At 38.3% G+C, this 12839-nt stretch carries 13 protein-coding genes; 7 read left to right on the top strand and 6 right to left on the bottom strand.

Annotated features, from left to right (window positions below):
• Window positions 1-186 (top strand): IS3 family transposase (locus WAX46_RS08155; RefSeq protein WP_336493628.1); only part of this gene is annotated, 186 nt, incomplete at its 5' end.
• 12 nt (window positions 187-198) lie between these two features.
• On the opposite strand, the gene WAX46_RS08150 is transcribed toward WAX46_RS08155, so the two are convergent.
• Window positions 199-420 carry a hypothetical protein gene (locus WAX46_RS08150; RefSeq protein WP_336493627.1) on the bottom strand — a complete coding sequence of 74 codons (222 nt, stop codon included), beginning with the start codon at window positions 418-420 and terminating at the stop codon, window positions 199-201.
• 215 nt (window positions 421-635) lie between these two features.
• On the opposite strand from WAX46_RS08150, the gene WAX46_RS08145 reads away from it, so the two are divergent.
• Window positions 636-1607 (top strand): tRNA dihydrouridine synthase, encoded by a 972-nt coding sequence (locus WAX46_RS08145; protein ID WP_336493626.1) that lies wholly within the window; start codon window positions 636-638, stop codon window positions 1605-1607.
• A 480-nt stretch (window positions 1608-2087) separates the two neighbouring features.
• Here WAX46_RS08145 and WAX46_RS08140 read toward each other — a convergent pair whose 3' ends face one another.
• The 3 genes from WAX46_RS08140 to WAX46_RS08130 all read right to left on the bottom strand — a co-directional run bounded on the left by WAX46_RS08140 (window position 2088) and on the right by WAX46_RS08130 (window position 5486).
• Window positions 2088-2975 (bottom strand): ETX/MTX2 family pore-forming toxin, encoded by an 888-nt coding sequence (locus tag WAX46_RS08140; protein ID WP_226568676.1) that lies wholly within the window; start codon window positions 2973-2975, stop codon window positions 2088-2090.
• Between the two features lie 608 nt (window positions 2976-3583).
• Complete coding sequence (locus tag WAX46_RS08135) at window positions 3584-4480, bottom strand: ETX/MTX2 family pore-forming toxin (protein WP_226568678.1); 897 nt, start codon at window positions 4478-4480, stop codon at window positions 3584-3586.
• An 838-nt stretch (window positions 4481-5318) separates the two neighbouring features.
• Entirely contained in the window at window positions 5319-5486 is a 168-nt protein-coding gene (locus tag WAX46_RS08130) for a DUF1540 domain-containing protein (RefSeq protein WP_226568680.1), read from the bottom strand.
• Between the two features lie 226 nt (window positions 5487-5712).
• Here WAX46_RS08130 and rfbF point away from each other — a divergent pair, with 226 nt between their 5' ends.
• Genes rfbF through WAX46_RS08105 form a run of 5 tightly spaced genes read left to right on the top strand, consistent with a single transcriptional unit; the run spans window position 5713 to window position 10494 of the window.
• Window positions 5713-6477 (top strand): glucose-1-phosphate cytidylyltransferase, encoded by a 765-nt coding sequence (gene rfbF, locus WAX46_RS08125; protein WP_226568682.1) that lies wholly within the window; start codon window positions 5713-5715, stop codon window positions 6475-6477.
• A 4-nt stretch (window positions 6478-6481) separates the two neighbouring features.
• Window positions 6482-7453 carry a GDP-mannose 4,6-dehydratase gene (locus WAX46_RS08120; protein ID WP_226568684.1) on the top strand — a complete coding sequence of 324 codons (972 nt, stop codon included), beginning with the start codon at window positions 6482-6484 and terminating at the stop codon, window positions 7451-7453.
• A gap of 12 nt (window positions 7454-7465) precedes the next feature.
• The gene (locus WAX46_RS08115; protein ID WP_226568686.1) at window positions 7466-8377 is read left to right on the top strand and encodes a putative nucleotide-diphospho-sugar transferase; all 912 of its coding nucleotides are present in this window, start codon (window positions 7466-7468) and stop codon (window positions 8375-8377) included.
• Window positions 8374-9564, top strand: a complete 1191-nt coding sequence (locus WAX46_RS08110) for a glycosyltransferase family 2 protein (protein WP_336493625.1) — start codon at window positions 8374-8376, stop codon at window positions 9562-9564. Before WAX46_RS08115 ends, WAX46_RS08110 begins: the two co-directional genes overlap by 4 nt.
• A complete protein-coding gene (locus tag WAX46_RS08105) occupies window positions 9565-10494 on the top strand; it encodes a putative nucleotide-diphospho-sugar transferase (protein WP_336493624.1) in 930 nt (309 codons plus the stop codon). It abuts the gene before it with no gap.
• A 184-nt stretch (window positions 10495-10678) separates the two neighbouring features.
• On the opposite strand, the gene WAX46_RS08100 is transcribed toward WAX46_RS08105, so the two are convergent.
• Together WAX46_RS08100 and WAX46_RS08095 are read right to left on the bottom strand one after the other, a co-directional pair.
• A complete protein-coding gene (locus tag WAX46_RS08100) occupies window positions 10679-11029 on the bottom strand; it encodes an IS3 family transposase (protein WP_336493623.1) in 351 nt (116 codons plus the stop codon).
• Between the two features lie 280 nt (window positions 11030-11309).
• On the bottom strand, window positions 11310-12548 hold the full coding sequence (locus tag WAX46_RS08095; RefSeq protein ID WP_336493622.1) for an MFS transporter: 1239 nt from the start codon (window positions 12546-12548) through the stop codon (window positions 11310-11312).
• Window positions 12549-12839 lie beyond the last annotated feature (291 nt).

Raw genomic sequence — 12839 nt, 5'->3', positions numbered from 1 at the left:
GTTATCGAGAACTTCTTCGGTATCTTAAAGTCTGAATTTCTATACCTAAAAGAATTTGAGGACATCGAACACTTCAAGCAAGAACTTGAACAATATATTGATTACTACAATCACACACGTATAAAGATGAAACTAAAAGGCATGAGTCCGATACAATATCGAACTCATGCCTCGAAAGCTGTCTAATAAATACCGTGTCTAACTAAAGGGGGTGCACTTCACCAAAGGGCTTTTTTTTAAAAATATCTTTTTCATTAGCTTGCCGGATGCTTTACCCGCAGCACGTCCCATGATACGTTTTCCGATAGTACCTTTTTGAACGGCATTTACGTCACCTAAAATTTTTGATAATTTATATAGTGCTGATTTTATTTTGTTAATGTTCTTTTTTAGCTCTTTTTGCGTCTGTTTACTATACAAAGACGTCCTCCAAAAGAATACTTTTAATTGCAATACCTTGCAATGATTGATTATAGTTGAATTTGACCAAAGCCTGTTATTATAAGGTTTCTAACGTCAAGAACGAACGTTTGCGTTGAATCCTTAGTAAAGTATATAATGATAAAAATTGCTGAAAGAATTTATAGATGGACATGCCTATAAGACGTTATGTCATGAGAGGAATTGGATGAAAGATGAGTAAAAATTTCTGGCGTGATTTACCGCGGCCATTTTTTATATTAGCACCAATGGAAGAAGTGACAGATGTTGTGTTTCGTCATGTTGTGAGTGAGGCAGCGAGACCGGATGTGTTTTTCACAGAGTTTACGAACAGTGAGAGTTATTGTCATCCTGATGGCATTCAAAGTGTGAAGGGACGTTTAACATTCACAAAGGATGAGCAGCCGATTGTTGCTCATATTTGGGGAGACAAACCTGAGAACTTTAGACAAATGAGTATTGGAATGGCGGAATTAGGATTTCAAGGGCTTGATATTAATATGGGCTGTCCTGTACCAAATGTCACACAAAATGGGAAGGGCAGTGGATTGATTCTTCGCCCTGACGTAGCGGCAGAGCTGATTCAAGCGGCAAAAGCCGGGGGGTTACCTGTCAGTGTGAAAACAAGACTTGGTTTTACAGAGGTCGATGAATGGCGGGGGTGGCTAAGACACATATTGGAGCAAGGCATTGTCAATTTATCGATTCATCTTCGCACTAGAAAGGAAATGAGCCAAGTGGATGCGCATTGGGAGCTCATTCCAGAGATCAAAAAACTTCGTGATGAAGTAGCACCTGATACCCTTTTGACCATTAATGGTGATATTCCTGATCGACAAACGGGCATAAAGCTCGCTGAGCAATATGAAGTGGACGGTGTGATGATTGGACGTGGGATTTTCCACAATCCATTTGCCTTTGAAAAAGAGCCGAAGGAGCATACGAGTGATGAGCTGCTTGGTCTTTTAAGATTACACATTGATCTCCATGATCAATACTCATCATTAGGTTTGCGTCCGTTCAAGGCGCTTCATCGCTTCTTTAAGATTTATGTGAAAGGATTCCGTGGAGCGAGTTTCTTAAGAAATCAATTAATGAACACATCGTCAACAGATGAAGTGCGTGTAATGCTTGATGAATTTGAAGAGAGAAATAAAGAACAATAACGATTGGATCGAAAAGAGGAGGGGAAGCCCTTCTTCTTTTTGTAAACAGAACGATTAAACTAGTTCGCTCAAATGGTAAGATGAGATAGAAATGACAATCGGAGGTTTAGAAACCTTCAAAATAAAGGACAGCGTAATAACTAACGTCAATATCAAAATTTTACTTAATTATTTTCCTTACAAGTTATGTTCATACTGGGCGCACATAAAAGGCATCGAGAATAATCTCTCGATGCACTTTTTGTTTAGAGGGATTTTTGAGGTTGAAGTAACTACTCAATAGATGAATCTACTTAGACTTCATTACAATAGACAAAGGACTTGAAAGGAGGTCTTCATTAACAACCGTTCGGCTGTATAAAAGCTTGGAAGAAAATTTGCCAGTAAATAAATCGTGACAACGTATGCTTGAGATTTATTCTTCGAGATATCCAGGCTTTTACAAGACCTCACCTTTATTTGTACTTTTTAGACAATATATTATTCTACCACTTTAGTATTTACAGAAATAGTTTCAGTTTTTACAGGTAAAGTTTTTGTTCCGATTAAAACTGGTTTTTGAGGATTAGTAATGTCAGTTGTTCTAATATATAATGAAGTCCCAAATTCAGTTCTAAACTGTCCTACACCTGTATTTCTAATGCCCATTTTAACAGTTCCATAATTTCTGACTACCCTTTCAAAGCCCTGTTTATCAGTGGCCCAATTAAGAGCGCCATTTAAAGGTTGCGGAAATGGTTGCCCATTATATAAAAATGTAGCATCTCCAAATAAATCTGCATGAATTTTATTTTTTCCTGAAACAGTTTGCTTTTCAAATCTATACTCAACTAAATATTTCTTCCCAGCAGGTACAGGAATTAATACCGAAGGAACTGAAAATTTTCTTACTTCTGATTTTTTTACAGAGTTAGCAGTTGACATATTATAATCAACACTAAAACTGTGACCACCACTTACCATACCAATATTAAATCCTGCATTTCCATTATAGCCAAATGTCCAACCTGTTGTGTTCGTTGTAGTAGTTTCTTCCGTAAATTCGTGTTCGTAACCACTAGTTGGCAATTGTATTTCATGGTCAAAATTATTTTCTAACGTATTTGAAGACACCGTCAGAGTTTCAGAATTTTCAATCAAAGAACCTTCTACATCGCCACTTATTTCAGTATCAATTATATTATGGTGCGAATATACTGTACTATTTGCCGCCGCCGCACTTTTTAACATTGTTTTTACTTTCTCGTCTAGATCCTGATATGCAGTATTCTTACCCTGTTCAGAGGCTTTAACCTCAGCAGGTACTGCTCCAAATGTCAATCCCACAATCATAAAAGTTGCTAAAGTCGCTAGTGTTAATTTCTTCATGAAATATTACCCCATTTCTATTTTATGTTTTTTATCCCTCTAATGTTAAATATATCATAGATTCAATGATGACACAACTAAAAATCAGAATATTATAAATTCTCCTTTTTTCAAGATAACATGATATAGGGATTCGTAAAGTGTCTATTCCTACAGAGCCACACGAGAGCCCCCTTGATAGATTTTCTAATCATTACATCTTTCCCAATAGTAGAATTGTTTTAATGTCAACGTTTAGAAACCTTCAAAATAAAGGACAGCGTAATAACTAACGTCAATATCAAAATTTTACTTAATTATTTTCCTTACAAGTTATGTTCATACTGGGCGCACATAAAAGGCATCGAGAATAATCTCTCGATGCACTTTTTGTTTAGAGGGATTTTTGGGGTTGAAGTTACTACCTAATAGATGAAGCTACTTAGACTTCTTCACAATAGACAAAGGATTTAAAAGGAGGTCTTCATTAACAACCGTTCGGCTGTATAAAAGCTTGGAAGAAAATTTGCCAGTAAATAAATCGTGACAAGGTATGCTTGAGATTTATTCTTCGAGATATCCAGGCTTTTACAAGACCTCACCTTTATTTGTACTCTTTAGACAATATATTATTCTACCACTTTAGTATCTTCAGAAATAGTTTCAATTTTTACAGGTAAAGTTTTTGTTTCGATTAAAACTGGTTTTTGAGAATTAGTAATGTCAGTTGTTCTAATATATAATGAAGTCCCAAATTCAGTTCTAAACTGTCCTACACCTGTACTTCTAATACCAAATCTATCATTCCCTACTCCAGAATCTCTGATTACCTGTGTAAAGCCCTGTGTATCAGTGGCAAATCTAAGAGCAGAATATAAAAGTTGTGGAGACAGTGGTAGATTATTATGATAATATATAGCATCTCCAAATAAATCTGCATTAATTCTATTTCTTCCTGAAACAGTTTGCTTTTCAAATCTATACTCAACTAAATATTTCTTCCCAGCAGGTACAGGAATTAATACCGAAGGAACTGAAAATGTTCTTGTTTCTTTATTTGTTACAGAGTTAGCAGTTGACATATTATAATCAACACTAAAACTGTGACCACCACTTACCATACCAATATTAAATCCTGCATTTCCATTATAGCCAAATGTCCAACCTGTTGTGTTCGTTGTAGTAGTTTCTTCCGTAAATTCGTGTTCGTATCCACTAGTTGGCAATTGTATTTCATGGTCAAAATTATTTTCTAACGTATTTGTAGACACCGTCAGAGTTTCAGAGTTTTCAATCAAATTACCTTCTATATCACCACCATTTAATTCAGCATGAATTATATTATGGTGCCCATATACTGTACCAGTGGCCGCCGCACTTATTAACATTGTTTTTACTCGCTCATCTAGATCCTGATATACATTATTCTTACCCTGTTCAGAGGCTTTAACCTCAGCAGGTACTGCTCCAAATGTCAATCCCATAATTATAAAAGTTGCTAAAGTCACTAGTGTTAATTTTTTCATAAAATACTACCTCATTTCTATTTTATGTTTTATATCCCTCTAATGGTAAATATATCATATATTCAACGATAACACAACTAAAAATCTGAATATTGTAAATTCCTTTGAGGTTACGGGAAGATTTTATTGTCAAAATAACAAAGATAGACAAATCTTGAAAGGACCAAGCTCCTTACTTTTATAAGAATGAAGAAAAAATGATCAATAATAATCTTGAAACTGAAGATTTTTTGCGGCAACAAGCATTGTTAAAAAAATGAAATTATAGCAGATCCACAAAAGAAGGATTATTAACATTAGTGTCTAACAGTTGCATGGGGTTAGTTTCATTTAATACAAAATGAAAAAAGATTAGCAACTAGGATAAGCAATGGTAGAAGTATTGAAGATCATATGCCTTCTTCATAAGGAGGAACATAATGAACAATTATTTAGATAGTCTTGTAGCAAAAATAAATAATGGTCTATAAGTTTATAGATTTAGGATTTTCACAGGTATAATCTCGTAGAGGGATTTAACAATGAAATGAGCACATTAAAAAAGTAGATAAGGAACTTGATGAGTTTGTGTTTTATAAGGATGATGGAGAATCTGCGGATTTGGTTTCTCTTCCTTGTACTCAAATCCAAGCTCTAAAACTTGTCTCGAAACTCTGAATGGTGATTGCAGGCACAGGTAGACAATCATCAAAGAAGGTTTTATTAAAGATTGAAAATGCTTTGTGTAGTTCAGCTAATATAGAAAAAAGAGTGAAAATTGTCAACGAGTGGAGAAAGATCGTGTCATTATTTCCCGAGAAATGTTTATTAAAAAACAAATGGGAATCTTCCAGTTCCTTTATCTAGAAAACCTTGTATTTTTTGTTTCAAATGTTTCGCAATCAGTTTCTGCATTGCGAGTCACGTCAGTCATTGTGCTTTTATTAATTTTAATCGTAGAGGCTGTTACAGTTGTTTTTAGCCCAAAACGGCAAGAGTTCACTTCACAAAGTACATTCTGTGCCATGGAAATTCACCTCCAATTTAAACTTTGAAAGAGGGAGAATACAAATCTCTCTTTTTTTATTTGTAAAAATAGTTAATTGCTAGGTGGCACGCTTTCTTATTATTACATATGAATAGAGTAGATTCAAAACCTGATGTTGGACAAAGTATGGGGATACATGTACTGATTTTCTGAATAAAACTAGGGTTTTCAATCAAAAATTTTCATAGAGAGATGAGGGGAGAAGATGAAAGCAGTCATTCTCTGCGGAGGAAAGGGAACGAGAATGAGTGAGGTCACACAAGCGCTTCCTAAACCACTTGCTATGATCGGAGATCGACCTATTATATGGCACATTATGAAAATCTATCAGTATTACGGTGTAGATGAGTTCATCTTATTGCTCGGATATAAAGGAGAGAAGATCAAAGAGTATTTTCTCAAATACGACTGGCGTCATCACAGCATGAAACTGGATATGTCGACAGGAGAAATGCAGCTTTTAGGGAACTCGGAAAACTGGAAAATCACCTTTTTAGATACAGGCGAGGATACGATGACAGGCGGGCGCTTAAAACAGGCGCAGGACTACATTGGTGATGAGACCTTTATGATGACCTATGGTGATGGGCTGGCCAATATCAATATGTTTCATTTGCTCAAGCGTCATCAAGACATTGGGGCAGCTGCCACTGTCACAGGGATTGAAAAGATGTCTCAGTACGGGACGCTCAAGGTGTATAACGGGATGGCACAATCCTTCTCTGAGAAGACAGACAGTATCGGGATGATCAATGGAGGATTTTTTGTGTTGTCTCCGAAGGTCTTTGATTATTTAACAGACGATGACCAATGCGTGTTCGAAGCGGATCCTCTTCAAAATCTGGCAAGTGATGGAGAGCTAGCGGTTTATGAGCACCACGGATTTTGGGCAGCAATTGATACGTATAAAAACTTGAAGGAAGTCAACGACATGTGGACAGAAGGAAAACAACCTTGGAAGGTTTGGTGACGGTATGAGCGGATTTTGGAATGGTAAGAACGTATTTGTGACTGGATGTACAGGTCTATTGGGTAGTTATCTCGTCAAGGAATTGATTGATCAAGGTGCAAACGTGACAGGGCTTGTACGTGATCAGGTGCCAAGGTCTAATTTATATCAAGGCAGTCAATTTGAAAAAATGAATGTAGTGCAAGGGGCACTTGAGGACATGCAAACGATTGAACGTGCGTTAGGAGAATACGAAATTGATACCGTCTTCCATTTAGCGGCTCAAGCCATTGTTGGGGTTGCGAATAGACACCCTGTTTCTACATTTGAAGCCAATATTTTAGGTACATGGAATGTGCTGGAGGCGTGCAGAAGGCAGCCGCTCATCAAACGAGTGATTGTGGCATCAAGTGACAAAGCATACGGTGATCAGGAGCAGCTTCCTTATGATGAAGACATGCCGCTTAACGGGAAGCACCCTTATGATGTATCAAAAAGCTGTGCAGATTTAATTTCTCACACGTATTACAACACATATGGTCTCCCGGTTTGTATAACGCGATGCGGCAATTTATACGGAGGTGGAGATTTAAATTTCAACCGAATCATTCCTCAAACCATCCAGCTTGTGTTAGAGGGAGAGGCACCGGAGATTAGAAGTGACGGGACATTTATTCGTGATTATTTCTACATTGAAGATGCGGTAAAGGCTTATTTGCTGCTAGCAGAGAAGATGGAGGAAAAAGGTCTTGCTGGAGAAGCTTTTAATTTTAGTAACGAAATTCAACTGACGGTCCTTGAGCTCGTTGATAAGATTTTAAAAGCAATGGGAAGTGATCTGAAGCCTCGTATTCTTCACCAAGGAACGCATGAGATTAAGCATCAATATTTGTCGGCAGAAAAAGCGAGAAAGCTGCTTGATTGGAAGCCGGACTACTCCATTGATGAAGGTTTAGAGAAAACGATTGAATGGTATCGCGAATTCTTTCAAAAATAGAGGTGTGAATAGATGAACAGCATATATTGTACGGTTCTATCAAGTGGAAGACTTTATCAAGCTATTGCGTTTTTCTTATCGTTGAAGCAAGTAGAAGATGATGCTGTCATCAAGACATTATGTATGGATGATGCTGCATTTGATTTACTTCATCAAATGAATTTCCCACATGTCGATCTTGTTCATGTTCGGGAGTTAGAAACGCAGGAGCTGTTAGAGAAAAAAGAGGAACGGGATGATTCAGAATATTGCTGGACATTAAAGCCTATTTGGATTGAGTGGTTATTTGAACAGGAAAAGTCAGGGCGTGTGACGTACCTTGATGCTGATTTGTTCTTTTATGAGAATCCGCAAGTCATTTTTCAAAACCAGCCGGATGCCTCTGTTCTACTATCGAGAGGGGATATTGTCATTCCAAGCTTTTATCCAGAGGAAGTAAAGATGCTGCAAAAACTTTTGGGCCGCTATAACTCAGGCTTCCTACACTTTAAGGGGGATGAAGCCGGCCGCAAGTGTCTCAGCTGGTGGAAAGAAGAGTGTTTAAAAGAGTGTAAAAATGCTCCAGGAGAAGGCAAGTTTGGTGACCAAGGGTATCTGGATCATATGCCGGTGCTGTTTGAAAAGGTAGAAGATATTAAAACAAAGGGTGTCAATATTGGCCATTGGAACTATGGACAGCATTCCTATCAGGAAGAGGATGGACGTATTCTACTTGAAGATGGGCATCCGCTCATTTGCTATCATTTCAGCGGCTTTCGGATCGTGAGTAAGGATGATATGCAGCAAATCCATGAAAAAGGAAGAAATGACTTGCCATTTTTCCAAGAAGCCTATCGAGAAGTGCTTCATCATGTGATTGAATCTGTGGAGCAAGTCAATCCGAGGTTTAACGGCTATGCCAAACTGGAGGGGGATGACGCATGAACGAAAGGCCAAAGGTAAGCGTCATTATTCCGAGCTATAATGCCAAAGAGCGTTTAGAAGGGAGCCTATTTTCCTTAACGCTTCAAGAAACAAATCTTCCATTTGAGGTCATTGTGGCCGATAATGGGTCAACTGATGGCACGATGGAAATGCTCGAAAACATGGAGGTGAATTTTCCATTTAAAAAGGTGCGTATTCCTGTTAATCAAGGGATTGCAAAGGGAAGAAACCAGGCAATTCGTGAGGCAGAGGGTGACCTGCTGATCTTCCATGACAGCGATATGCTGGCAGAACCGCAATTTATTCAAAAGCATGCAGAGGCGCATGCTGATCAAGAGGATCTCGTCATTTGTGGTGTTTGTTGGAAGCGAATTTATGGTTATTTTTACACATCGTTTGATAAAGATCATATGAAGCAATTGAAAAAGCAAGGTCTATATAAGAGAGAAATGAAGAACAAAACGCCTCTTTTATCAATGGAAGAAATCGAAAACGGCGCATTTTTAGAGAAAAGCTTCGATCTGCAATCCGAGTTTATTGATATCCTCAAAGATATCTTGGATGCGTACCACTATGATTTAGGTTCTTATGAGTTGCCGTGGAGATTTTTCATTACAAATAACTCCTCTGTTAAGCGAAAGCATGTTATCGCGCTTGGGATGTTTGATGAAAATATCGTTCGGTACGGTTTTGAGGACTATGATCTAGGGATTCGTTTACATCAGCTCGGCCTCTCATTTGAGCTGCGAGAGGATATTATGAGTGTGCATCAGGAGCATCCAAGTAATTTAACGTCATTTGAGGACATCAAATATAACATTTTGTATATGTGTGAGAAGTACAACAATATTGATTCCATTGATGTCCATTTAGCATTCTCTGGACCTTTTTCTCACACCGTAACAAATGACATTGTTGCAGAAATTCGTCAGTTGCGAGAGAACCCGGCATTTGACGATCTGCTATCCTATTTTTTAGAGCTGATTCATTTGATCACAGAGCGGAATGTCGGCATCAAGCGTGATAAAAGAGATGCGCTGACAGCGAAGCACTTTCCTTTGAAAAAGTTGTCAGAGGTAGCGCAGCTTGCAAGAGAGGAATATAACTGCGCTGTTTTTGTAGAAGCGATTCAAGGGCTGACGAAAGAGCTATTACGTGTTGATTTGTTTCAAGTGGATGTGTTGTAGATGGCATTCTATCATTTTACAACCATTGTGTCGAATACCCATGTATTTAAGCTACTGGCGTTGATTCATTCGCTTGAACAAACCGCCCATTCATTCAAGCTGTCTGTCTTATGTGCTGACCCTTTGGCTTACAAAGTGTTAAGTCAGTTTCCTCGTCCGCATGTCCAATATGAACAGCTTGAGAATATTGAAGATGATTCGCTGCGAAAGGCAAAAGATCATCGTACGTTTCATGAGTATTGCTGGACGTTGAAGCCTGCATTTCTACTTAAAATCCTTGAGTCCTCAGATGCGGTTTATCTCGCTCATCTGGATACCGATTTGTATTTTTATCATGATCCAGAGGCGATTTTTGCAGAGAATCCACACGCTCATTTGTTTTTGACGGATCATATGAATTCTGAACGATTCTATCACTTTTATGAATTGTCCGGACGCTATAATACGGGTTTTGTAGGCTGTCGTAACACTGACGTTGCCAAACAGGCTGTGACGCAATGGAAAGAAAACTGCATTGCTCACTGTACAGTAGAAATGGATACGAAAAAAAAGAGATACGGTGACCAGCGGTATGTTGAAAGATGGATAGATGATTTTGAAGGTGTCCATGTTGTGACATCTAAAGGAGCCAATGCAGCGATTTGGAATATTGAAAACTACAAGCTTTCAATTGTGGAAGGGAACATTTACCTCGACGAACATCTGCTGCTCTTCTATCATTTTTCTGCCTTTACGATTATTGATAAGAGGACCTTTAATCTTAATTGGTATTACTACATGACAGAACAAAAGCTGGTCGATCATCTGTATATTCCGTATGCCAACTTGGTTCATCAAAAAATTAAACAGGTGCAAGAGATATTTCCAGAATTTCAGCAAGGATTTATTGCGAAGAAGCATGTTCCCGACACGCATTTTTATGAGTTATAAAAAAACCGCTCATTTAGGGACTGACCCCCATTTTTGAGAGGGGGATCAAAACACCTTTATGAAATAACCATTTGTCGAAACTCTGTCGGTGACTGATTCGGATACAATAATGAATATACGCCCTGACTGTCTTTTCTACAATGGCTGTTGTAGTGTTTGTCAGGTAGATTCGATGGGGGCATTATCAGCAGGCATTCCTATACAGGGCACGCTCATGATAATGCCTTTTTTTGATAACATATGAAATGTAGACCGATGTTTGATCACGATGAAGTATACAGCTTGAAGCAGTGACTGTAGCTGATTCAATGAATTTCAAGTGGCTTTGTTGAATACTGTCAGTTTGCATAATACGTTGTACCGTTTTATGATTCATTTTTATTTCTTTTTGCAGTAGAGCCGTTCTTTTACGATAACCATACGTATATTGGTGTGACTCACAAAGAGATGAAATGAGGTCGATTAACACTTGTTGTTTTGTCGGATGACCTTGTTTTTTCCAACGATAAAATGTTGATTTAGCGACTTCAAACATCTTACAGAATGCACTTATACTAACTTTGATGAAACCGATGTTTCACCATAAGATGCGCTATCATCTTTGTGTTTTATTCTTAATTTCTAGCTTGTCCATGATTTCTTTTGTCAAAGTCCCCGCTAATTTCATTCGAATGGCTATGGGGTAACTAACTCTTTTTTCATACAAAAACACCTCCAATTTGTTTTCAGGTATGCTATACCCGATATTCAAATTAAAGGTGTTTTTATTTGTCTCACTTTATGGGGTCAGTCCCCTTACTGAGCGGCTTTTTATTTTATGATTCATTCCATTTGGAAATGGTTTGATCACTAGGAAGTAAGACGGCTAGAATCCCTAAAATCGGTAAAAAGGCTGCACCGATCATTGTAGGGATTAAACCAAAGGAGTCAATCAATGAGCCGAGGGCAACGGATCCGATCGCTCCCATTCCAAACGCAAGTCCGACAGTTAAACCAGACATTGTGCCAATTTTCCCAGGAAATAGTTCTTGAGCATATACCACTGTGACAGAGAAGCTTGACATCAAAATCAGGCCAATGAGTCCAAGTAAAACGTATGCAAGAACAGGTCCGGCAAATGGTAATAGAAGTGCAAGTGGAAAGGGTGCCAATAATGAAGACAAAATGACATTTTTCTTGCCAAATTGATCTGCAAGCGGTCCGCCTAAAAATGTTCCAACTGCACCTAAAATGAGAAATAAGAAGATATAAGTTTGTGATTCTTTAATCGTCACACCGTATTGTTCAATGGCATAGAATGCGTAGAAATTCGAAATGGCATTTGCATACCAAGAACGGGCAAAAATAAGGAAGACGATTATGACAAGTGCTGTGAGTGCTGATTTGCGGTGAATGGAAGATCTTGGCGCTGCCGCATGAGCTTTTTTCGCTTGTGCTCTAATCGTTTGTAGCTTCCCGGCGTACCATCTTGAAATATAGAGAAGAAAACCGACAGCAATCATTCCGACAATCGTAAACCAAGCGACTCCTTGTTGACCAAGCGGGACGAGCATTAATGCAGCGATAAGTGGTGCAAATGCTTGACCTGTATTCCCGCCAACTTGATAGATGGACTGGGCAAGTCCTCGTCTTGGACCAGCTGCCATGTTGGCAACACGTGAACCCTCTGGATGGAAGATCGCAGAGCCGAGTCCAATAAAGACGACGCAAAGCAAAATGGTGGCAAAGGATGGAGCGAAAGCAAGCCCGAATATACCGATAGCACTTGAAAATAAAGCAATAGGAAGTGCATAGGGCATCGGTCGTTTATCTGTGTACCATCCAATGACAGGCTGCATCACGGAGGAGACCATATTTAATGTAAAGGCAATGAGCCCTAATTGTGTAAAGGTCAGCCCCATTGAGCGTTCTAAAATAGGGAACATGGCAGGAATAACGGCTTGCAATGTGTCGTTAAGCATATGGCAAATACCAATAATCAATAAAATGGGATAAACCGTCGAGCCAGTTACAGCATTTTGGGGTTTATCTTTTGCACGAGCAGCGAAAGCCAATGAGACTTCCTCCTTTCATTCTACTGTTTAGCAATCACGATGATGACCTTTTTCTGTTTCCAAGATGATTTCCTTGATCTGTATTTAACGAAAAGACACCTCAATTTTTGATTAGATCCTTTATATTTTACAGTTATTACGTATGGTTTGTATAGTTTCTCCTATGAAAATAGATCAAGGCATCATGTTATGGTTGTATAAATGATCATAGGCTTCTGAAAGATATCTTCATTTTTTCAAATGATTTAAAGGATTTCTTAAGAGATCATCGAATGTGGAAATTTAGGAAAA

The sequence above is a fragment of the Bacillus sp. FJAT-53060 genome (assembly GCF_037104745.1).
GTDB lineage: Bacteria > Bacillota > Bacilli > Bacillales > Bacillaceae > Bacillus > Bacillus stratosphericus_B.
This window is presented reverse-complemented; position numbering and strand designations above follow the sequence as displayed.